Source organism: Bacillus sp. FSL W8-1127 (genome assembly GCF_038006725.1).
Classification (GTDB): Bacteria; Bacillota; Bacilli; order Bacillales; family DSM-4216; genus Bacillus_O; species Bacillus_O smithii.
Map to the genome: position 1 here is coordinate 1814834 of NZ_JBBOVU010000001.1, position 22816 is coordinate 1837649.

At 40.5% G+C, this 22816-nt stretch carries 18 protein-coding genes; 3 read left to right on the forward strand and 15 right to left on the reverse strand.

The features are described from left to right. Window positions 1–116 precede the first annotated feature (116 nt). Both NST12_RS08655 and NST12_RS08660 read right to left on the reverse strand, forming a co-directional pair. Entirely contained in the window at window positions 117–1001 is an 885-nt protein-coding gene (locus NST12_RS08655; RefSeq protein ID WP_341100945.1) for a diacylglycerol/lipid kinase family protein, read from the reverse strand. A 706-nt stretch (window positions 1002–1707) separates the two neighbouring features. Further along, window positions 1708–1797, reverse strand: a complete 90-nt coding sequence (locus NST12_RS08660; protein WP_327797728.1) for a YjcZ family sporulation protein — start codon at window positions 1795–1797, stop codon at window positions 1708–1710. Window positions 1798–1858: 61 nt separating this feature from the next. Between NST12_RS08660 and NST12_RS08665 the strand changes: the two genes are divergently transcribed. The 3 genes from NST12_RS08665 to NST12_RS08675 all read left to right on the forward strand — a co-directional run bounded on the left by NST12_RS08665 (window position 1859) and on the right by NST12_RS08675 (window position 5502). Next, window positions 1859–2932 carry an alpha/beta hydrolase fold domain-containing protein gene (locus NST12_RS08665; RefSeq protein ID WP_341029627.1) on the forward strand — a complete coding sequence of 358 codons (1074 nt, stop codon included), beginning with the start codon at window positions 1859–1861 and terminating at the stop codon, window positions 2930–2932. 134 nt (window positions 2933–3066) lie between these two features. Continuing rightward, the gene (locus NST12_RS08670) at window positions 3067–4182 is read left to right on the forward strand and encodes an IS4 family transposase (protein WP_003352762.1); all 1116 of its coding nucleotides are present in this window, start codon (window positions 3067–3069) and stop codon (window positions 4180–4182) included. Between the two features lie 984 nt (window positions 4183–5166). Next, entirely contained in the window at window positions 5167–5502 is a 336-nt protein-coding gene (locus NST12_RS08675) for a L,D-transpeptidase (protein ID WP_048624455.1), read from the forward strand. Between the two features lie 380 nt (window positions 5503–5882). On the opposite strand, the gene mutL is transcribed toward NST12_RS08675, so the two are convergent. The 13 genes from mutL to recA all read right to left on the reverse strand — a co-directional run bounded on the left by mutL (window position 5883) and on the right by recA (window position 22613). Then, a complete protein-coding gene (gene mutL / locus NST12_RS08680; RefSeq protein ID WP_341100948.1) occupies window positions 5883–7778 on the reverse strand; it encodes a DNA mismatch repair endonuclease MutL in 1896 nt (631 codons plus the stop codon). Window positions 7779–7841: 63 nt separating this feature from the next. After that, the gene (gene mutS / locus NST12_RS08685; protein WP_341100951.1) at window positions 7842–10460 is read right to left on the reverse strand and encodes a DNA mismatch repair protein MutS; all 2619 of its coding nucleotides are present in this window, start codon (window positions 10458–10460) and stop codon (window positions 7842–7844) included. A gap of 137 nt (window positions 10461–10597) precedes the next feature. Continuing rightward, window positions 10598–11134, reverse strand: a complete 537-nt coding sequence (locus tag NST12_RS08690; RefSeq protein ID WP_327825084.1) for an outer spore coat protein CotE — start codon at window positions 11132–11134, stop codon at window positions 10598–10600. A 391-nt stretch (window positions 11135–11525) separates the two neighbouring features. After that, a complete protein-coding gene (locus NST12_RS08695) occupies window positions 11526–11957 on the reverse strand; it encodes a RicAFT regulatory complex protein RicA family protein (protein ID WP_048623407.1) in 432 nt (143 codons plus the stop codon). Between the two features lies 1 nt (window position 11958). Then, window positions 11959–13503 carry a tRNA (N6-isopentenyl adenosine(37)-C2)-methylthiotransferase MiaB gene (gene miaB / locus NST12_RS08700; protein WP_003352402.1) on the reverse strand — a complete coding sequence of 515 codons (1545 nt, stop codon included), beginning with the start codon at window positions 13501–13503 and terminating at the stop codon, window positions 11959–11961. 198 nt (window positions 13504–13701) lie between these two features. Further along, a complete protein-coding gene (locus NST12_RS08705; RefSeq protein ID WP_003352403.1) occupies window positions 13702–14568 on the reverse strand; it encodes a 2-oxoacid:ferredoxin oxidoreductase subunit beta in 867 nt (288 codons plus the stop codon). A 23-nt stretch (window positions 14569–14591) separates the two neighbouring features. Next, complete coding sequence (locus tag NST12_RS08710; protein WP_003352405.1) at window positions 14592–16349, reverse strand: 2-oxoacid:acceptor oxidoreductase subunit alpha; 1758 nt, start codon at window positions 16347–16349, stop codon at window positions 14592–14594. A 156-nt stretch (window positions 16350–16505) separates the two neighbouring features. Beyond that, window positions 16506–17426 carry a dipeptidase gene (locus tag NST12_RS08715; RefSeq protein ID WP_341100955.1) on the reverse strand — a complete coding sequence of 307 codons (921 nt, stop codon included), beginning with the start codon at window positions 17424–17426 and terminating at the stop codon, window positions 16506–16508. A 235-nt stretch (window positions 17427–17661) separates the two neighbouring features. Beyond that, a complete protein-coding gene (gene spoVS / locus NST12_RS08720; protein WP_003352407.1) occupies window positions 17662–17922 on the reverse strand; it encodes a stage V sporulation protein SpoVS in 261 nt (86 codons plus the stop codon). Window positions 17923–18092: 170 nt separating this feature from the next. Further along, window positions 18093–18893 (reverse strand): TIGR00282 family metallophosphoesterase, encoded by an 801-nt coding sequence (locus NST12_RS08725; RefSeq protein WP_003352408.1) that lies wholly within the window; start codon window positions 18891–18893, stop codon window positions 18093–18095. A gap of 175 nt (window positions 18894–19068) precedes the next feature. Then, the gene (gene rny / locus NST12_RS08730; RefSeq protein ID WP_341029644.1) at window positions 19069–20628 is read right to left on the reverse strand and encodes a ribonuclease Y; all 1560 of its coding nucleotides are present in this window, start codon (window positions 20626–20628) and stop codon (window positions 19069–19071) included. 207 nt (window positions 20629–20835) lie between these two features. Next, entirely contained in the window at window positions 20836–21042 is a 207-nt protein-coding gene (locus tag NST12_RS08735; RefSeq protein ID WP_341029646.1) for a hypothetical protein, read from the reverse strand. A 515-nt stretch (window positions 21043–21557) separates the two neighbouring features. Further along, window positions 21558–22613 (reverse strand): recombinase RecA, encoded by a 1056-nt coding sequence (gene recA, locus NST12_RS08740; protein ID WP_003352410.1) that lies wholly within the window; start codon window positions 22611–22613, stop codon window positions 21558–21560. Window positions 22614–22816: the final 203 nt, after the last annotated feature.

The following is a 22816-nucleotide window of genomic DNA, read 5'->3' on the forward strand; positions in this document are numbered from 1 at the left end:
CTCTATCTTTCTTTTTGCGTCTTTTTTCTCCATTCATTTGATGGACAAAGAATGCACCATACATTGCATCGTGAAATAGATTCTAAGTGTTTTTTCAATATGAATCTCGCAAATCGTTAAATGATCCGTAATGCATCTCTCTCGATCGTGACTTGTACAGGAGTTTTTGCGAGAAGCTCGCCATCGCCTTGTACGATAATCGGCCAATCAGAGGCAACGTCTACTTGTTTGCCTCTTATCATCGTAACGCCGGGATGCAAAACATGTTTGCCAACAAATGCTTTCGGGAAAGTGCGCAACAGTTCCCATTTTGGCAAGTCATGTACGATGCAAATATCAAAAAGTCCATCATCATAACAAGCTTCAGGACATATTTTTATACCTCCACCATAACTTGGGGTATTGGCAATGGCAATAAACCAAACATTTAAAAAAGAGAAGTTTTTCTCATCCACTTTTAATTGAACGTTGACGGGACGATATTGGAATAAAACATGCAAGAAACTAAGCCCATACGAAAGATTCCCTAATCGAAAAGTATTCAACCACTTTTTATATTTTGAGGAGCTATTTTCCTCAGCTACTTTTCCGTCAAAACCAATCCCGGTAACGGTGATGCAGTACTCGTTTCCAATTCTTCCAACATCCATCTTTCTTTGCTCTCCAATTAAAATTCGCTCCAATGCTTTTTGATAGTTCATCGGTATTTGAAGAGCCCTTGCAAGATCATTTCCTGAACCTGCCGGAATAATCCCTAATGGTATATTCGAATCGATTAACCCGTTTGCTACGTCATGAATGGTGCCATCTCCGCCTACCGCAACCACTGTCAAACCTGTTTCTGAAGAAATTTCCTTTACGATTTCCACAGCATGTTTCGGTCTTTCTGTAAAACGCACTAGATAATGTATCTGTTTTTCTTGAAGCAGCTTTTCAATCTTTTTCCAAACCTTTCGCCCTTTTCCATTTCCTGATATTTTATTGACGATAAAATAATACATCAAATAGATCTTTCCTTTTTATTTCAAATGGTAGAAATTCTACATGAATATGCGTGCAAGGCCGCACAGATATTGCTAGATGGTCCCTTTGTTTTTATTGGTCATTTTTTCGATTGTGAGAAAGCGATTTAAACAGAACTTTCACTCTCCAAGTACTTTATTATTTTTTCGATACAGGCAAAAAAATCCCTGCCAAATGACAGGGTTATAGTTTATCGACAAAATATAATTAGTTTTTTAGAAAATACGAATTCTTCTGAATCTTGTAAGAAAAATAGCAGCGATTAAGAAAAATGGAATAAATCTTCTACCGAAGCCGGTACGAATAACCATTCCTCCTGGAGGTGGATCTCCGTCTATCACTCCTCTATGAACCCTTCCATAGCGGTCCATCACTTCAACAGGCTCACCCTGGTATCTTCGAACTAAATGACGCATTATTTATCACTCCTTTTTAACTTAAAGGAGATGATTAGAACAAATCCTGTCACATCCATTTTTTTGTAAACAAGGTGCTCGTAATGAGTTAAGGATGCAGTGAATTCACTTAAATCGGTAATCTAGACGATTGGCTTCCTATCCATAACTACTTGTACCAATTTTAAAAAGGTCAACATAAGATCAAAAAGCTTTTGTCCTTTTGCAAAAAGCAAAACCAATCATGTTACGATCAAATGAGCATTTTTTCATGTCACCTTGCGTGGAATTAATAACCACCTTGACCCGTAAAAGCACTTCCGACAATGATCAGTAAAATGAACAGGACAACGATTAAAACAAATGTCATAAATAACATCTCCTTTTGAGTATTCGGGGATCAGCAATCCCTACTTTTAAGATATGTTCTTTAGAAAGAGTTGTATCGGACAAACTCATCTACTTACAAGGAGTTATCATATGAAGGCGGAGAGTCGAGCAACGAAGCGACAAAACGCATTGTAAACGTTGTGGAAGAAGCATTAAAAAACGAACATGAAAATATTCTTATGGCTACTCACGGATATCTAATGTCTCTCCTGATTAAATTTTTCAATCAAGATTTTGGATTTGAACAATGTCAAAATCTCACCAATCCGGATGTTTTATTATTAACCTCCTCCAAAGAATCTGAAAATATAAACTTTTCCCACCCCCATTCATTAGAAATTTTTAGACGAATGATGGATAAAAACTTAAAAGAATTACTAAATAAAATAACAGTGGACTATCAATTAGAAAGAGTGAGCATCGATGGCATACAGGCTGTCTGGATCTCAACTCCACAGATCCAAGAAGATAAAAAAGTGATTCTTTATTTACATGGTGGATGTTACGTATCTGGAAATACCGAAATATACACTACCATACCTATTCAACTAGCTCATAGTAGTCAGATTAATATTTTATCTATTGATTATAGTTTAGCCCCAGAAAATCCATTTCCTAATGGATTAAATGATGTGATCAAAGTTTTTCATTATCTTTGCAACCATGGATACTCAGCAAATAATATTGGTATTTTAGGTGATTCTGCAGGTGGGGGGCTTGCATTATCAATGTTACTAAAGCTCAAGGAAATGAATGCCAAATTGCCAGCAGCTTTGGGCTTGTTATCTCCATGGGCTGACTTGAGTTTTTCTGGAGAAACTTTTAATACTTTGGCCGGAGTAGATCCCATCTTAAGTCAAGAACAGTTATCCGTATTCGCAAACATGTATGTCCAAAAAGAAGATGTAAAAAACCCCTTCATTTCTTCTGTTTATGGAGATTATAAAGATTTTCCACCAATGATGATCATTGCTGGTAGTCATGAAATATTATTAAGTGATTCAACTCGCATTGCACAAAATGCTATGAATCAAAAAGTAGAAGTGAGTTTAGACATTTTTAATGGTCTTTGGCATGTTTTTTGCGCAGATCCTACCTTACCTGAAAGTAAAAATGCTCACTAGCATTGCAGTAATTAAATCTGATGATTCAAAATACTAAGAATGTTCAATTTTTTATTGATTTCGAAACAAAAAAATCCTTTACAATGGAAGTACAGGTGGTTCCTGCCCAAATCCAATCGTAAAGGATAACCATTATGGACAAGAATACACTAATTTCATCATTTGGTAAATGGGTTTCACCCATAAATATTCAAAAACTTAGCGAACAAGTCAAAGAATTGAAACAGGACTATTACACAAAAAAGCTGACAACAGAAGCCTATATTAAACTTTTATTGGTAGCCCAGCTGCTCGAATTTAAGAGCTTAGAGGAAATGAGTGATGCACTTGTAGACGAAGATCTTCAAAAAGCACTCGGATTTGAATCGATAAGTGCCTCTCAGCTATCCCGAAAAAACAATCAGATCCACCCACTAATTCTTGCAAATTTGTTCTTGGATCTTGTTTGGAAAATTCAACGGTACCATTATAAAAACGGAAAGAATATGCCACTGAAAATCATTGATTCAAGTACACTCCCGTTGAACTTGACCCATTATAAATGGGCAAAATTCCGGAAAACAAAAGCTGGTGTAAAGCTACACTTACGGCTCGTTTTCATGGATAAAGACACCGTCTATCCTGAAAAAGCAGTGATTACGACAGCAAAAGAACATGACCGAAATCAACTCGAAGTCCTAGTGGATGATCAAGAAGCCATGTATGTGTTTGACCGCGGTTATGTGGACTATGAACGTTTTGATCGGATGACAGATGATGGCTATTTCTTCGTTTCAAGACTGAAGAAAAACGCAGTCATTCGTGAAGTCTATACATTTTCACTTCCTGATGATTGTCACGTTCTATCCGATAAAATGGTCTACATTGGTACCACACAAAATCGTACTGAAAATGTCTTTCGTCTACTAGAAGTTATGGACACAAAAGGGAACTTACTTCGTTTCATCACCAACCGATTTGATTTAAAACCAGAAGAGATAAGTGATATTTACCGATCTCGCTGGGCTATTGAACTCTTTTTCAAATGGCTCAAGCAACACGTAGAAATTAAGCACTTTTATGGAATGAGTGAAACAGCTATTCAAAATCAAATTTTCTTAGCCCTGATCACGTATTGCTTACATGTTCTCATTCAATTGGAGATGAAAAGTAAGAAATCCCTACTTCGAATTACTCGTTGGTTAAAGAGAGCTCTGTGGAAACCAGCTTATGTTTGGTTGCGAAAATTTGATGGGCGAGCCAGTCCATAATCTCCCTTTTGTCGTTGTCGCTCTGGTTTAACTGTATATATTTACCAAATGGGCAGTGCCACCTTTCTTTAGGTTTTGTCTTTTTGGCACAAATTCACAAAAAATAATTAACAGAAAATTCTAACTATATTTATGCAATGCTAATGAAAAATGCTATAAAAAAACTTTCTTCATTCTTTAACAAGAACTTGTTCTAATTATGTTGTTTCACAAAAGAGAGATTTAAAAATGGCTATTTTCAAATGATCACTCTTTAAAATTCGAGAAAAAATGATTTTTTTAATGGCTGGATTACCTAAGTCAAACAATATATATTAAATCAAATAAATAGGACACTAAACAACGCTTTTGAGTGATTCAGTGTCCTCGGTTTTTACGATAGAGTTGCTTCGTTTCGTCAATCCCTGTTATTTTTCCATCGAACGTTTCGTTTTTATCATCCTTATTATTAGAAGGAAAGCAAAAATGACGACACATAACAAAATGTCTATTAAGATTTTTGCCTCCATGTTGTGATGCTTCATAACAAAATACCAGCTTGGCGAAAAACAAAAAAGGAAGTACGTTAGTAAATCATGAAAGAATAAAGAAATAAGTGTTATTAAAGCTCCGGCTAAAAAACTGGCAGCAAAAGAAATTCCCATTAATTTCATTTCCCTCATCAACCACCATTATTAGACTATAATTCCATTTTATAGGAATCCCAGAGATATTTAAACCTCTTTATTTGTTTTTCTCTCAAATTAAAACGGAAATATTTCCATCAGCCGATCCATTGTCTGTCTCCCCTATCCGCTTGTAGGTGCCGAAATCATTTTGGTTGTATATCCTTAACGATATACGTTGCAATTGTTCGCTTCCCAAATATTTACAATCCCCTTTGCCATGCTGGGCAAAGCGGGAGAAATCCAAGCAATTTTTTAAAGAGCCATGAACAAATGCCTAAGTCACTTCATACTATATTCAAAAACGGAGTGGATCTTTATGGTGAAATGGATCGACGTATCCTTATCTCAGCATAGATTAAAACTATTTGACGGAAACAGACTTATAAAAACTTACCCCATAGCAGTTGGAAAAATATTGACACAAACCCCTTATGGGACGTTTACAATTATCAATAAACAACGCCATCCCGGTGGACCATTCGGAGTGTTTTGGATGGGGTTGTCAAAGCCTCATTACGGCATACACGGAACCAATAACCCATCTTCCATCGGCAAGAATGTCTCACATGGATGTATTCGAATGTTTAATCATGATGTTCTAGAATTATCTTCTAAAGTGCCAGTTGGAACGAAGGTTGTGATTCATAAATGACTCTGTTCATTTCTCCCTCTTCGCCAAACATTCTTGTAAATAAGAAGCCAGTGGTTGATTGCTGTTCCATTCAAATCGATAACAAAGAGTAAGACGTGATCATCTATGATATTGCAGCATACATAGCAAACTGAAAAAGGCAAAAAAATTTTGCTCTAAACCACATTTTCGTTCGGTACAACATCTTGGGTTAAAGGCATAAAAAAAGCATTTGTGAAGTGCTCCTACCATCATTGGTTGGTTCAGATCGCCATTAGACAGGAGTCTTCACAAACGCCTTCTCATATTGATCAAAGTTGAATAAAAGAGGTATTCGATAGCCTAGAAAATGAGGGAAAATGGCGGATAAACACCACCAAATCGTGTTAATCATAATCCCGCTACATTACCCGTTTAAACATTTTTTCCAGTTCATATGCCGAAAAATGAATAATAACGGGTCGGCCATGAGGGCAAGTGAACGGGTCGGAAGCTTTCCGTAAATCGTCCAAAAGCGCCTGAATTTCATCTTGGCGCAAATGGTGATTCGCTTTAATGGATCGTTTGCAGCTCATCATAATCGCTGCTTCTTCCCTCAGTTTTTTAATATCAACCGTTTTCATCGTAATCAGTTGTTGAAGGATGTCTTCAATGATCTCTTGTTCTTCTCCTTTTGGAAACCATTGAGGATGAGCGCGTACGATAAAAGAGTGAATACCGAACGGCTCCAGAAAAACTCCCACTTTTTCCAATTCATCTTTATACTCTAAAATTTTCACATATTCGTCAGCCGAAAATTCCAATGTCAACGGCACTAACATTTCTTGCAGTTCGTTTTCCACTTGCCCCACTTTTTCACGGAAAAATTCATATTTGATCCGTTCTTGAGCAGCATGTTGGTCAATAATGTAAAGTCCTAGTTCGTTTTGGGCCAGTATATAAGTTCCATGCATTTGACCGATGGGATATAATGGCGGAATGCGGCTCTGACGTTGACTGCTCTCGGTCGTTTCCAATGAAGAGTCGTCAGCGGCCTCCACAACCGTTTCGGATTCTTGTACATCATATTCTCGCACAAAATCCGGAGAACTCTTTGGCTCCGACTGCTCTTGTTCCAACATGTCTTCAGGCAAATGACGTTCCTCTTCTTGATGTTTCTCATAAGTGTTGGTAAGCTCAGGCGGACGATGAATCGGAACGGCTGTATCGATAATGGGCTCCGTTTGTTTCGGCAGGTGGTCAAGTTCAAAACTTTGCTGGACAGTTTTTTCCTTTTTCCATTTAGGAGCAGCATTTTCCAACGGAATCAATCGCTTTGACCGAAACGCTTCTTGAATGGTTTTCATCATCAGCTCATTCAATTCTTGTTCCTTGCTTAAACGAACCTCCAATTTGGATGGATGCACATTGACATCTACCAGTAGAGGGTCCATTTGGATCATCACTAACGCAATGGGATATCTTCCAATCGGAAGCAACGTGTGATAGCCTTCCTGAATGGCTTTCACTAAAGGATAATTTTTGACATATCGGCCATTGATAATAGTCGAAATATAGTTGCGGGAGGCACGCGTTAACTCCGGAAGGGAGATCCATCCCTCGATTTCAAAATCGATGCTCCTGGCAGAAATCGGGATCATTTTTTTAGCCGTGTTTAGTCCATAGATAGCGGCGAGAACTTGCCGAGCATCCCCATTTCCGTTTGTTTCAAGCAAAACTCGGCCATTATGTCGCAGCTGAATGGAAACGTCTGGATGAGCAAGCGCCAGACGATTGACCGTATCGGTAATGTTTCCGAGTTCTGTATGAATCGTTTTCATATATTTCAGCCTTGCGGGTGTATTATAAAAAAGATTGGAAACGATCACTTCCGTCCCTTTACGAGCGGATGATTTTTCCTTCCGAACAACCTTGCCTCCTTCTAAGACAGCTCTGGTAGCGGCCCCCTCCCCTGTTCCTGTCGTGATTTCTAAATAAGATACCGAAGCAATGCTTGGGAGCGCCTCGCCTCTAAACCCTAGCGTACGAATGCGAAATAAGTCGTTTTCATCCTTGATCTTGCTTGTGGCATGTCGTTCAAACGCTGTCAACACATCTTCTTCTTCGATTCCGTCCCCATTATCCACTACTCGAATGGATTGGAGACCAGCTTCCTCGACATCGATTTCAATCACCGTGCTATGGGCATCTATGGCATTTTCCACCAATTCTTTGACAACCGATGCAGGGCGTTCCACGACTTCTCCCGCCGCAATTTTATTGGACAACATGTCGTCGAGTTGAATAATTTTTCCCATAAAAGCCCTCTCCTTTCCTCGATCCTCTAAACGGACGGCTTAACGGAGATTCATTTCATCATATTATTGATTTAGTATTTTTTGCAATTCATATAACTTGTTTAATGCTTCTAACGGAGTCGTTTCTAATAAGTTGAGAGCTTTTAACGCTCGGGCTGCTTCTTTTTCCCGCGGGGTGACGGCTGCTTTCGGTTCTGTCTTTTGCTCCTCATCGAAGAAAGACAGCTGCTCCACTTCCTGTTTCACTGACGTCTTGGAATCTTTCTTTTCACTTTCATCGGTTTTTTCCTTATTAGAAGGAGAAGCACCTGTAGATTCGAGATCCGTCAAAATTTCCTTTGCTCTTTTAATCAACGTTTGAGGGAGATTCGCTAATTCCGCTACGTGAATACCGTAACTTTTATCTGCAGCTCCTTCTTTTACCTTATGAAGGAAAACTAATTTTCCGTTCTGCTCGACGGCACTTACATGAACATTTTTCAATTGATCCAGTTCTTTCTCCAAAACCGTTAATTCATGATAGTGGGTCGAGAATAAAGTCTTAGCCCCAATATGATCATGGATATATTCAATGATAGCCTGTGCCAAAGCCATTCCATCATATGTAGAGGTTCCTCTGCCGATTTCATCGAAAAGAATTAAAGAATTTTGCGTCGCATGAACGATGGCATTTCTTGCTTCCAGCATTTCCACCATAAACGTGCTTTGTCCTGAAATCAAATCATCACTTGCGCCAATTCTCGTGAACACTTGATCGAAAATAGGCAGAACCGCTTCTTCGGCCGGTACAAAACAACCAATTTGGGCTAAAATAGCCGTTAAGGCAATTTGTCTCATATACGTGCTTTTTCCTGACATGTTCGGTCCGGTGATGAGCAGCATTTCCCGACCTTTATCCATCAAACAATCATTGGCCACATACATTTGTGAATCCATGACTTTTTCTACAACCGGGTGGCGGCCCCCTTTAATCCGTAATGTTCGCCCATCGTTAAAACGCGGTTTTACGTAGTGTTGTTTTTCGCTGACAGTGGCAAAACATTGCAAACAATCCAGCTCGCTGACGGTTTTGGCCAAAGCCTGCAGTCTCGGAATAAAAGTTTTAACATATTCCCGAATAGATAAAAAGATTTCGTATTCCAAATCTACGCTTTTTTCTTCCGCTTGTAAAATTAAAGCTTCCTTTTCTTTCAATTCCGGTGTGATAAAACGTTCTGCATTTGCCAACGTTTGTTTACGTTCATAGCGCCCCTCTTCCAGCAAATGTAGATTGGCTTTTGTCACTTCAATATAATATCCAAACACGCGGTTATAGCCGACTTTCAACGATTTAATTCCGGTTCGCTCTCTTTCTTCTTTTTCCAATTGAGCGATCCATTTTTTCCCGTTTTGACTAGCGTCTCGGTAGCGATCTAATTCCGCGTGGTAACCGTCCTTGATAATTCCGCCTTCTTTCACGGACAATGGCGGATTCTCGACAATCGCCCGTTCGAGCAGATCGGTTAATTCTTCACACGGGTCTAATTTGGACGCTATTGTTTGAATATCGTCATTGTCCATTTGACCTAATAGATCTTTCAAAGAAGGTATTTGCTGTAGTGATTTTTTCAGCTGGATTAAATCCCGGGCATTGACATTTCCAAACGCCACTCTGCCGGCGAGCCTTTCAAGATCGTAAACTTCTTTTAATCGCTCTCTTAGCTCTTGGCGTTCAAAATAACGATTCAGCAGCAACTCGACAAGAGCAAGCCGCTTTTCAATCTTGCTCTTTTGAATGAGCGGACGGTCAATCCACTGTTTTAATAGTCTCGCTCCCATGGCCGTCATGGTTTCATCCAAGAGCCATAGAAGAGAGCCTTTTTTCCCTTTCGATCGAATCGTTTCCGTCAACTCCAGGTTTCTTTTGGAAAAGTAATCTATTTTCATATAATTATGGACGTGATAGGTTTCGACTGTTTGCAAATGGTCCAAGCTTCTTTTTTGCGTGCGATACAAATAATTAAAAAGTCTGGCAGAAGTCGAACGTAGCCGTGAATCCTCAAGCCTTTCCAAAAGATGTTGATATTCCGATTTGACTTCCTGATCTTCTTCATAAGAAATCGTCAACGACAACCGCTCTTTTATTGTTTTTTGCAAGCTGTTATCAAAAGAAGGGTCGATAACAATTTCTTTTGTTCCAAGCGTGGACAGTTCATTTACCACATCTTCAAAAGCTGTCAGCAGTGTTACACGATTTTCTCCGGTGGATAAATCCGTATAGGCTAGTCCGAACGTCTCATCTTCCAATCCTGAAACTGATGCAATATAATTATTTTCTTTTTCCAGCAGTCCTTTCCCTTCCATCATCGTTCCGGGAGTAATCAGCTGGATCACTTCGCGTTTAACTACCCCTTTTGCTTGTTTGGGATCTTCTGTTTGTTCACATATCGCAACTTTATAGCCTTTTTCAATCAGCTGCTGTATATAGCTATCGGCAGAGTGATAAGGGACGCCGCACATCGGAATCCTTTCATCGCCACCGCCGTCCCTGCTGGTCAAAGTAATTTCCAATTCTTTCGAAGCCTTAATCGCGTCATCAAAAAACATTTCATAAAAATCGCCTAACCGAAAAAATAAAAAGGCATCTTGATATTCAGCCTTAATTTTTAAATATTGTTGAATCATTGGAGTATATTGCGGCATTTGTTTCTCCAATCCTTTCCCGAAGCCTATTTCTAACAAAGTATAATTATATCATAAAAGAATCATATAATAAAAAACAGCCTGATTCCTTCCATGGAATAGGCTGCTGATTCTTCGAAAATTGGCATTCAGATTTCTTATTCTTCTTCATCGTCGACGATGAAATCGGGATCGAGTTCTTCAAAGTCTTCATCGGATAGCTCGGAATCCCAATCATCATCTTCTACGCCATCTGGATCGATCATGACGGAGACTTTTGTCTCGCCAATGACTTCTGCTAAAAACTCTCGTTCGATATGAACGACCATCTTATTGCCATTCGAAGAAATGACAGCTTCATTACAATTCGGCTGTTGTAGCACACGTGCCACTACTTCTTTATCATCACAATCGGGGTCGCGATACTTTAATTTCACAACATCCACATACTCCACTTTTTCTGTAATAACGGAAGTTTTTGTGTTGTCATGATGAGAGTACCATAGGTTTATATCATAAGTCCCTCTAATTTCGACCGTCTTGCCGCTCTTCTTTGCTTTATATTCGTGATTAATAATCCAGCAGCCTAGAATACTTGAAGGATGATGCGGCGGAGTGATCGTATGATGGGACTGGGTAAATTTGCGCCCCTTAGCTACAACTGCCTTTGTTATAATTTCTCTAAATTCTGGCATTTGAGCGAACCCTCCTCATGTAATTTCACTTTATCCTATGCGGAGGGATAAACGGGTGTGCTAAAGCCTCGTGTTTTTTTCCAACAGTGCGGATTCCATGTGAAATAGAATGTTATTCTCCTTCTAATAGAGTAAGAAAGAATCTATTTTTCATTTTTTCCTTCTCCATTCCGTTCAAATGATCTTGAATGTAAATACAAAAAAAGTTTTCACTATAGTCAGTAATAATGACCCAAGGCACTCTTTTTTTCATATAAAGATTTATAACGGGTATTGATGATGATCGCGAAAATTCACTCACTCCAGAAATAGAGAAACCCGACGAGAAAAATGATTTGATCGTCGGGTTTTCTTGCTTAAAAGGGGCTCCTTGGTCAATCTCTTTCGGAGATTAATGATGGTTCCCCGATAGCTTGTTTCTAACTTGAGCTCCGGTTTCTCCTGTCAGTAGGTTTCCGCCTGTAGAAGTAATCACTTCATCTGTCACGGTATTGGATATCGTGTTGGCTACGATCTGCAACAAATCGTTTACATCCACTTGGGATTCTTTAAACTGTTGAACAACGGGAATATCGTCCAATTCTCTCTCAAGCTGTTCGATTTTTTCTTCCGTTTTTTTCAGCGCTTCTGTTTTTCCATAATGTTGAAAATTGACAGCCTGTTTTTGCAAACTTTTAATGTTTGCTATTAATTGTCGAACTTTTTCATTTTCATGAATTTTTGCTTCCGCTTTTTTGAAAAAATCGACTTCTTCCGATTCCGCAATCATTTTCGCCAACTCTTTGGCGCGTTCGACAATGTCGTCTTTTGAGTATTTGGCCACCCTATTTCACCTCGACAGCTTCTCGTTCTACCACCATTTCTCCATTTAATGTCCATGTTTTGGCTTCCGTGATTTTTACTTTGACAATTTGGCCAATGGCGGATTTTGGTCCTTTGAAATTGACCAATTTATTTCTCCGAGTATAACCGGCCAAAACGTCAGGGTTGTTTTTGCTTTCCCCTTCCACCAACACTTCTACAATTTTTCCTTCATATTTTTTCATCGCTTTGGCGGAAAGTTCATTCACAAGTTCATTTAATCGCTGCAAGCGTTCTTTCTTTACTTCCATCGGGACATTGTCTTTCATCTTAGCTGCCGGGGTTCCTTCCCGAGGTGAGTAAATAAAAGTGTAAGCAGACTCAAATCCTACTTCTCGGACAAGGGACAACGTTTCTTCAAACTGCTCTTCTGTTTCGTTCGGAAAACCGACAATAATATCTGTTGTCAACGCCACATCCGGGATCGCTTTTTTGATTTTGCGGACAAGTTCCAAATATTGTTCACGGGTATATTTTCTAGCCATTATCTTTAAGATTTCGCTGGATCCGGATTGAACTGGCAAATGGATATGTTCCATTAAGTTTCCTTTTTTCGCGAGCACTTCAATTAAATGGTCGTCAAAGTCGCGCGGATGGCTAGTGGTAAAGCGAATTCGTGGAATATCAATTTTGCGCAAATCATCCATTAAATCGCCAAGTCCATATTCCATATCGGTAAAATCTTTTCCGTAGGCATTTACATTTTGACCGAGCAACGTGATTTCTTTGTATCCTTGTGCCGCCAGTTGGCGTACTTCTTGAATGATATCTTCCGGACGACGGCTGCGTTCTTTTCCGCGCGTATAAGGAACAATACAATAAGTACAGAATTTATCGCATCCGTACATAATGTTTACCCATGCTTTAATTTTTCCTTGACGAACTTTCGGAAGATTTTCAACGACATCTCCTTCTTTCGACCACACTTCAACAACCATTTCTTTTGCCATATAGGCTTCATTCAAAATATGAGGGAGACGGTGAATATTATGAGTTCCAAATACCATATCCACATACTGGTATTGCTTAAGCAATTTATTGACTACCGATTCTTCCTGGGACATGCAGCCGCATACTCCCAATAGCAGGTCAGGCTTTTCCATTTTCAACGGTTTTAAATGGCCAATTTCTCCAAATACTTTGTTTTCCGCATTTTCGCGGATGGCGCAAGTATTTAAAAGAATCACATTGGCATCTTCCGGCTGATCTGTCGGTTCATAGCCCAATTGCATTAAAATACCTGCCATTACTTCCGTATCATGCTCGTTCATTTGGCAGCCGTAAGTACGAATATAGAATTTCCGGCCTTTTCCCATTCCTAAAAATTCTTCCGGTATGCTGAAATCTTCGTGGTATTTGACTGCTTCTTTTCCTCGGCGTTTGGCATCTTTCATGGAAGGCGGCATAAAGACCCGCTGAAAATATTTGCTGTAATCCTTTTCGGATTTTTTGTCCGAAGGATCAACCGTTTTCACTTGTTGACTTTGCAAACGTTGTTCTTCGTTCATGAAAATCCTCCATTCAGTTTTTAAGTTCCCTATTTTTTCATTATATAGGCTCTTTGTCATGCAGTTCAACTAAATCTACACATTCTCTTAGTATAAGGGGTTTTAGCCAATTAAACAATAGTAAATGCCTACAGAGACAGAAGACACAAAAACAGCACTCCTCCCTTTTAGGAAGAAGTGCTGTTTTGTCTCATTCTCTTACATAAATTCTTCTACCAACTCATTGAAAAGTTCATCTGATAAACGCAGATCTTGTTGAATTAAAGGTTGTTCTGCGTATCCATGAATTTGTTCTTGATAAGAAGGCTGTTCAGTATTTTGATAAATCAATCCCGTCACTAACCCGTTATGCTCCATTAACGTATTCATAGCCAAGGTGCGATTGGATGGATCATAATTTTCCACATCGCTTAATTTGAATAAATTTTCCTTAAACCAATCATACGTATTGATTTTATTGTACGTCACGCATGGGCTAAAGACGTTGATAAAGGCGAAACCTTTATGCTTTATGCCCGCTTCGATTAAAGCAGTCAATTCCTTAATATCGGAAGAAAATCCTTGAGCCACAAATGTCGCGCCTGATGTTAACGCGAGTTCCATCGGAGATAAAGCTGGTTCAATCGATCCATCCGGTGTTGATTTTGTGACAAAGCCGGCTGATGAACGCGGAGATGTCTGTCCTTTCGTCAAACCGTAAATTTGGTTGTCCATCACGATATACGTTATGTCAATGTTGCGGCGAATCGCGTGGATCGTATGAGCCAATCCAATCGCAAACCCGTCGCCGTCACCACCCGCAGCAATAACCGTTAGGTCTTTATTCGCCATTTTCACGCCTTGTGCAATTGGCAACGCCCTACCGTGAGTACCGTGTAGTCCGTAAGAATGAATATAACCGGATATCCGTCCAGAACAACCAATACCTGAAATCACTGCCAGCTGATCAGGCTCCAATCCAACATTCGCAGCTGCACGCTGAATAGCGGCTTGAACTGAGAAGTCTCCGCATCCCGGGCACCAGTTAGGTTTCACATCATTTCGAAAATCTTTAAATGTGGCCATTTCACACAACTCCCTTGTACTGTTTAAATTTCCTGTGGTTGAAATAATTGTTTGCACTCTGTATAAACTTCGCTTGGTAAGAACGGATTTCCATCGTACTTTAAGACATTGACAATCTTTTCCCCGTAGCCCACATTCATTTTAATGATTTTTGCCAACTGGCCTGTAGCGTTGTGCTCTACGACCGCTACTTTTTTCGCTGACTTGATCAACGGCAATAGTTCTTCGCTTGGGAACGGATGAATAAGTCTTATATGAGCATGATTCACTTTCAATCCTTCTTTTTCTAAGCGTCCTATTGCTTCTTCAATGGCTCCGCGTGTCGAGTTGAAGCCAATTAGCAATAAATCCGATTCTTCATGAGGGCAATTTTTGTAAACAGGCGTATTAAAATGGACATGCTGGATTTTCCGCATGCGTTTATCCATTTGCTGTTTGCGATTCAATGGCTTTTCTGAAGGCTTTCCTGTTTCGTCATGTTCCACTCCCGTTACATGGTGGATGCCGTTTTTCATTCCTGGTATCACTCTTGGTGAAATGCCATCTTCCGTTACTTCATAGCGTTTAAAATACCCTTTTTGAGGAAGTTCCGGCAACTCTTCTTGCAGAGGAATCAATTTTCCGCGGCGAATTTCCACTTTTGAATAATCGAGCGGTTCTACTGTTTGTTTTCCTAACGACAATTGCAGATCAGAAAGCACAATAACAGGACATTGATATTCTTCCGCAAGGTTGAAAGCTTCAGCCGTGTCATAGAACGCTTCTTCCACCGTGCTAGGAGCGATGACGATTTTAGGTATTTCACCGTGGTTTCCATACAGCATCGCCAATAGATCCGATTGTTCTTGTTTCGTCGGCAAGCCTGTGGAAGGACCTCCACGCTGAGTATCAATGATCACGATCGGCGTTTCTGTCATGCCCGCTAACCCGATCGATTCCATCATTAATGAAAGACCGGGCCCCGCCGAAGCAGTCAATGCTCGGATTCCGCCGTAGCCGGCCCCTATGGCCATTGTTGCCGCAGCAATTTCGTCCTCCGTTTGGATCACGGTTCCGCCAACAAGCGGCAATTTTTTAATTAAATACTCCATAATTTCAGAAGCAGGAGTGATTGGGTAAGCCGCCATAAATCGTGCTCCCCCTGCAAGCGCTCCGAGCGCAATTGCATCGTTTCCAATCATAAACATCCGTTTTTTTCCATCAGCCGGGGCAAGTTCAAGATGGCTGATCTGCCCTTCTGTCTCAGACAGCATAAATTGATACCCTTGCCGTATGGCTTCCATGTTTTTCTGTACGACGGCTTCTCCCTTTTTGCCGAAAATTTCTTTCACTACTTCGCGAAATACTTCAACGTCAATATTTAAAATAGCGCAAGTCGCTCCAACCGCCACCATGTTTTTCATAAGAGAAGTTCCAAGATTTGTTGCCAATTCCGTAAACGGAACAGAATAAAGAACCGCTTTTGTATCTTCCGGTTTCTTCGGTTCAAACTTAGAATCGGCGATGATCACGCCATGATCGTTCAGTTCTTTATAGTTGACATCGATTGTTTCTTGGTCAAAAGCCACTAAAACATCCAAATCATCGGCGACAGAATTGACTTTTGTCGAACTAACCCGTATTTTATTATTCGTGTGTCCACCTTTAATTCGTGAAGAAAAGTGACGATATCCATAGAGATAATAACCTAGCCGATTTAAAGCGATGGAGAAAATTTCCCCAGTACTCTCAATTCCTTCACCTTGCTGCCCTCCAACTTTCCATGAAAGCTGCTCTATCATAAAATTACACCCCTTTATACGTTCACAATAAATTGCATTTACTTCTTACTAGTTTATCATTTTTTCAGTTCATTTCCTATTAATCCTGTTTCGAATAGAAAAAAATTAAAAGAATGCTCCTTTTTCTGAACTACTCTCTTCTTTCATCAACACTCGTCACTGGGGAAAACGGCTGACAAAATTGTCAAACAAAAAATTTTTCACTTGTCGTGCAGAATAGTATTTTAACAGAGACTCTATAAGAATTTCGTAGTCTTTGTACCGAGACAAACGAGGAATCGTTTTTTCTGTTCCGTCAAAATCCGAGCCAAACCCTAAATGATGTTCCCCACCTAATGAACAGATATGATCAATGTGGCGAATGACATCGGAAATTTGAGTTTGACCGTTTTCCTTTACAAATTCCGGGACAAATGTGATGCCAATCACTCCGTTTTTTTGGATTAAAGCTTTGATTTGATCATCTTTTAAATTTCGAGGATGCTTGCAAATTCGGTAACAATTGGAATGGGACGCGATTGGATACTCAGCCAACTCGATCGTATCCCAAAATGCTTTTTCAGAAAGATGGGAAACATCTGTCCATATTTTTAGTTTATTTAATTCTTTGATCACCGACTGACCAAAATATGTTAAACCTCCCCCACGCTTTTCCAAAGCGCCATCGGCTGCCGCATTCGCATAATTCCATGTTAGACCAACAGACCGTAATCCTAATCGATAAAGCGCGCGCAACTTCACCAAATTTTCTTCAATTGATTCGCATCCTTCCAGCGTTAAAACAGCTCCCATCTCGTTTTCTTTCAAATTGTCAATATCATGTTTAGACCGTACCAGCTTTATATGAGGATTAGGCTTCAGAATTTTTTCATAAAATAAATCCACCATTTCGAGTGCTGTATCAAAACGATTATGCGACTTCACCCTGGGAGACAAAAAAATCGCAAAACATTGAATTTTGGCGCCCGTATCTACAAGCTGTTGATAGGTTATATGCAGATCGTCCCCATTTTGAAAATCTTTTGTTCCGTCATTCTGAAGTTGATACAATACATCACAATGAGCATCAAAAATCATTTTGAAAACCACCTTTTCGTAATGTCACAAACATAAAAAACCCCTTCAACGAACGGAACTATGTAGATGAGGATGATTTATTTCATTGTAAAATGATCGGGATAATATGTCAAAAAGATTTTTATTTTTGTAACATTCCGTTTCCAATGAATCTTTTAGAACCTTTTGGGTCTGGGTTTGCCTTTAAAAAAAGAAATAGCTGTTTTTCGATTTCTTCGAAAAACAGCTTGTAAGATTACCGTGGTTCGACTATTAACTTTATCGCCGTTCTTTCTTCTCCCTCAATTTGAATATCCGTAAACGCAGGGATGCAAATTAGATCAACACCGCTTGGGGCGACAAACCCGCGCGCAATGGCAACCGCTTTCACCGCTTGATTCAGAGCACCGGCCCCAATTGCTTGTATTTCTGCCGCGCCCCTCTCACGAAGAACACCGGCAAGTGCTCCAGCTACAGAATTCGGATTAGATTTTGCTGAAACTTTTAATATTTCCATTTCTTGTTCCCCCTTGTCATTTCCCAATACCGAATGTCCATTCGAGTGAACATGTTTGGTATAAATGATTCCACTGCTACTATATTCTGAAATTTCACTGAATATTCCGGCTTGGTCGCAAAAAAGGGGGAACGAACCTAGCGATTTATATAGTCTACCTGCTCATAGAATTATTCGGATAAAAAAGGAGAGTCCTCATTCACGAGAATACGGTCAATTTTTTTCGCCATCCCTGTTTTATCATGAATATCAATAATACAGGCGCTTAAAAGTTTGCGGCCGTTCTTAGGGACGTCAAAACGAACAGGAAGGCCGGTGAGAAATTTTTTGACAACAGCATCTCGATCCATTCCTAATATCGCATCGTAAGGGCCTGTCATGCCAACATCCGTTAAATAAGCGGTTCCATTTGGCAAAATACGGTTGTCTGCTGTTTGAATATGAGTATGAGTCCCAATGACTGCTGAAACTTTCCCATCGAGATACCAGCCCATCGCTTGCTTTTCACTCGTCGCTTCTGCATGAAAATCAACAAAGACGATCGGAGTCCGTTCTCTAGCTTTCTTAATAAGGGAATTCGCTGCCTGAAACGGGTCATCCAAAGCAGGCATAAACGTTCGGCCTTGAAGACTGATCACAGCCACTTCAAAACCATTGGCTTTTACAAATATCATTCCTTTTCCTGGTGTTCCGTTCGGAAAGTTGGCGGGACGGACCAATTGTTTAGCATCATCGATAAATTGAAAAATCTCTTTGTTATCCCAAGTATGGTTTCCAAGGGTGATCGCATGGGCCCCGAGGTTTAAAAAACCTCTGTATATTTTTTCGGTAATCCCCCTGCCGCCTGCTGCGTTTTCTCCGTTGATAATGATGACATCAGGACGGTATTTATCTTTTAATTTCGGCAGATATTCTGAAACCATATCTCTTCCTGGTGATCCGACGACGTCGCCGATAAAAAGTAGCTTCATATGTATTTCCTTTCTATTTTGTAATTTTGCTCAATGAAGAAAGATATAGCAGTTCTTAGGATAATGGCATCATTTAATCGTTGGCATTAGCTTTATTCAATGAAACACTTTGAATGAAGCCTTTTTGGCAAGGACTGTTACTCTAAATAAAGCGGTGTGAAATCTCACACCGCTTTTACTTCGCATATTCTACAGCCCTTGTTTCACGAATGACTGTGATTTTAATATGACCAGGATAATCTAACTCTTCCTCAATCTGTTTGCGAATGTCTCTTGCCAGCCGATGCGCTTCTAAGTCATCGACTTGTTCAGGTTTCACCATGATTCGTATTTCGCGCCCCGCTTGAATGGCATATGATTTTTCCACGCCTTCGTGAGATTCGGAAATCTCTTCTAATTTTTCGAGACGACGGATATAGTTTTCAAGCGTCTCGCTTCGAGCTCCTGGTCTGGCCGCGGATAACGCATCAGCCGCCGCCACCAATACGGAAATCACAGATGTTGGTTCCGTATCTCCGTGGTGGGAAGCAATGCTGTTGATCACTACTGGATGTTCTTTGTACTTGGTTGCAAGTTCTACTCCAATCTCAACATGGCTTCCTTCTACCTCATGGTCCACCGCTTTTCCGATATCATGAAGAAGTCCTGCACGGCGGGCTAAAGTTTCATCTTCACCCAATTCCGCTGCCAACAGGCCGGCAAGATAGGCCACCTCTTTGGAATGATTCAGAACGTTTTGGCCGTAGCTCGTCCGGAATTTTAAACGTCCCAAAATTTTAATTAAATCAGGGTGAAGTCCGTGAACCCCCACTTCAAAAGTCGTTTGTTCGCCAACTTCGCGAATATATTCGTCCACTTCTCGTCTTGATTTTTCCACCATCTCTTCGATTCTTGCCGGATGGATTCTTCCATCCTGCACCAGCTTTTCAAGAGCGATTCGCGCAGTTTCACGGCGAATGGGGTCAAAACCAGACAAGATTACCGCTTCCGGTGTATCATCAATGATGAGGTCTATCCCCGTTAGTGTTTCGAGTGTCCGGATATTACGTCCTTCCCGTCCAATAATGCGTCCTTTCATTTCATCGTTTGGAAGGTTGACAACAGAAACGGTTGTTTCAGCCACATGCTCAGCGGCACACCGTTGAATGGCCAGCGACAGAATTTCTTTCGCCTTTTTGTCAGCCTCTTCTTTCACGCGAATTTCATGCTCTTTTATCATAAGAGCCGTCTCGTGGGACAATTCATTTTCAACGCGTTCCAAAATAATAGAACGGGCTTCTTCGCGAGTGAGACCCGAGATACGCTCCAGTTCGGCTTTCTGCGTTCGCACCATCTCGTCCACTTTGCTTTCCATCTCTTCAATATGTTGTTGTCTTTCAGCTAGAGAATCTTCCTTCTTTTCCAGCATCGACTCCCGATTATCCAAGAGTTCATCTTTGCGGTCAAGGTTCTCTTCTTTTTGCAATAAACGATTTTCTTGTTTCTGCAATTCGTTTCTTCGTTCACGAATTTCTCGTTCCGCTTCTGTACGAAGCTTATGAATTTCATCCTTTGCTTCCAGCAGGGATTCTTTTTTCACCGATTCCGCCTCGCGCTTTGCGTCTTCAATGATTTGATCCGCAACACTCTTTGCCCCTGCGATTTTATGCTCAGCAATGGATTTTCGAACAAAATAGCCAACAACTACACCGACGATTAGGCCAAGCAAAATGGAGATGATTATAATGGATGTCATTGTTTCACCTCCTCTTGCTATGAACTTGTATCATGCTTCTAACATGTCGGCTTGTACATTGTTTCCCTATCAATATACAGCGCGCTAGGCTTGCCAATTTTAGTGTGAAAAAATGTAAAATATACATATTAATTTTAAGGCTGGAAAAAATCATTGTCAAGCATTTGTCAAATACAGCGTTGGTTATAAACGAGAAAGGAACGGCCCTTAGGATGAAAATTCAAGAAACTTTGTATTAAATCGCATCCGATCGAGCAAAACCGTCCAAAGTGACAAGAAACGGATGTAATCCGCAACATACATTAAGCGAGCTCGTTTGCCAAACAAGCCTCTAATAAAATACCCAAGAATAAAACCATTTCGTGAATCGCTCGCTGTCTTGCGGTATGGCAACCCAAGCCAACCTAGCGTCACGGCCAAATACCTTCCAATCACCCATAAAAAAATACCCATCCAAAACTTGTAAATTTCAAACTACCCGTTTTAAAAATGGATCAGCTAAAATAGGTCATGTCGCCAACTCCGCTGCTAAAAATGAGAATCCAATTAGATTAAAGGCCAAGAAATCAAGAGTGGTGTCCTTATAACAGAATCGATTCCGAACAAAAACTTGTCTTAGAAGTTTGTCCAAATAGCCACATCGACTGTGCCTGTCAGCATGATAATGTGGTCCCACCCACAGGTTAGACTTTCAAAACTCCCGCAATGTTTTTTCCTCATTGAACGGATTCACTAAAGATGGGTGCCAGACAGTTGCGACAACTGAGCAAAACCAGCTCCATCAGAACAGCTCCACCTGAAAGTTTCCACTTTTTTGTCTTTCTGCAATAGTCCCTGCTCTTTTCAAATACAGAGTCAGTACCACCATAACCAGATGGAAGAAGGATTATTCTCTCCTATTGAAAAAAGCAAAGCGAACGCTTTGCTTTTTATGCCTCATCATCGAGCAAGCTGAAATTTTCTTGTTCCTCCTCGTGGTTTTCCGGCTCAGCAGGAGGGGTATCCAAACCGTAATGTTCCCGAATTTTATACATGATTTCATCGCGGATCTCTGGATTTTCTTTTAAAAACTGTTTGGCATTTTCACGTCCTTGCCCCAGTCTTTCTTCATTGTAGGAATACCACGAACCGCTTTTTTGGATAATGTCGAGCTCGGAGCCGAGGTCGATAATTTCCCCTTCTTTCGATATTCCTTCACCGTACATAATATCCACATCTGCGGTGCGGAAAGGCGGTGCCACTTTATTCTTCACTACTTTAATTCTCGTTTTATTGCCGACCATTTCATTTCCTTGTTTCAGCGTCTCTGCACGGCGGACTTCCAAACGAATCGATGAATAGAATTTCAGCGCCCGTCCGCCTGGCGTCGTTTCAGGATTTCCAAACATAACGCCTACTTTTTCGCGGATTTGGTTGATAAAAATGGCAATCGTTTTGGACTTGTTAATGGCTCCGGACAGTTTGCGAAGCGCCTGGGACATCAATCTCGCTTGCAAACCGACGTGGGAATCACCCATTTCTCCTTCAATCTCCGCTTTCGGAACAAGAGCTGCCACTGAGTCGATCACGATAATATCAACGGCTCCACTACGAACCAATGCTTCAGCGATTTCCAGCGCTTGTTCACCGGTATCCGGCTGTGAAAGCAAAAGTTCATCAATATCGACACCCAGTTTCTGCGCATAAACGGGATCCAGCGCGTGCTCAGCGTCGATAAAAGCCGCTTGGCCACCTTGTGCTTGCACTTCAGCAATTGCATGCAAAGCTACCGTCGTTTTCCCTGAACTTTCAGGCCCATAAATTTCGATGATCCGACCTCGCGGATATCCACCTACCCCCAGCGCCGCATCCAAAGCAAGAGAACCGCTTGGAACAGTAGATACTTTTCGATCTGTTTGTTCGCCCAATTTCATAATGGATCCTTTACCAAATTGCTTTTCTATTTGCTTTAACGCCATTTCTAACGCCGCTTGACGATCATTCACTCGCTATTTCCTCCTCAAATATCAATCTATTAAAAGCATATGTTTTTCCTCATTGATTTTGGATTTTATTCAACAGTATCTTCCGGAGCTGTTTTTTTTGTTAAAGCCTACTAATAATATAAATGTTTCTGAAACGATTTACAAGCAAAAATCGAACATTTATTCGTCATTATTATTTTTCAAAATACCATGTTCAGCTGATC

Coding starts and splice junctions, on each gene's coding strand:
- NST12_RS08655 (WP_341100945.1), bottom strand. CDS start 1,001: ATGTATTATTTTATCGTCAATAAAATATCAGGAAATGGAAAAGGGCGA.
- NST12_RS08660 (WP_327797728.1), bottom strand. CDS start 1,797: ATGTTATTTATGACATTTGTTTTAATCGTTGTCCTGTTCATTTTACTG.
- NST12_RS08670 (WP_003352762.1), top strand. CDS start 3,067: ATGGACAAGAATACACTAATTTCATCATTTGGTAAATGGGTTTCACCC.
- NST12_RS08675 (WP_048624455.1), top strand. CDS start 5,167: ATGGTGAAATGGATCGACGTATCCTTATCTCAGCATAGATTAAAACTA.
- mutL (WP_341100948.1), bottom strand. CDS start 7,778: ATGGGAAAAATTATTCAACTCGACGACATGTTGTCCAATAAAATTGCG.
- mutS (WP_341100951.1), bottom strand. CDS start 10,460: ATGCCGCAATATACTCCAATGATTCAACAATATTTAAAAATTAAGGCT.
- NST12_RS08690 (WP_327825084.1), bottom strand. CDS start 11,134: ATGCCAGAATTTAGAGAAATTATAACAAAGGCAGTTGTAGCTAAGGGG.
- miaB (WP_003352402.1), bottom strand. CDS start 13,503: ATGAACGAAGAACAACGTTTGCAAAGTCAACAAGTGAAAACGGTTGAT.
- NST12_RS08705 (WP_003352403.1), bottom strand. CDS start 14,568: ATGGCCACATTTAAAGATTTTCGAAATGATGTGAAACCTAACTGGTGC.
- NST12_RS08710 (WP_003352405.1), bottom strand. CDS start 16,349: ATGATAGAGCAGCTTTCATGGAAAGTTGGAGGGCAGCAAGGTGAAGGA.
- NST12_RS08715 (WP_341100955.1), bottom strand. CDS start 17,426: ATGATTTTTGATGCTCATTGTGATGTATTGTATCAACTTCAGAATGAC.
- spoVS (WP_003352407.1), bottom strand. CDS start 17,922: ATGGAAATATTAAAAGTTTCAGCAAAATCTAATCCGAATTCTGTAGCT.
- NST12_RS08725 (WP_003352408.1), bottom strand. CDS start 18,893: ATGAAGCTACTTTTTATCGGCGACGTCGTCGGATCACCAGGAAGAGAT.
- rny (WP_341029644.1), bottom strand. CDS start 20,628: ATGACATCCATTATAATCATCTCCATTTTGCTTGGCCTAATCGTCGGT.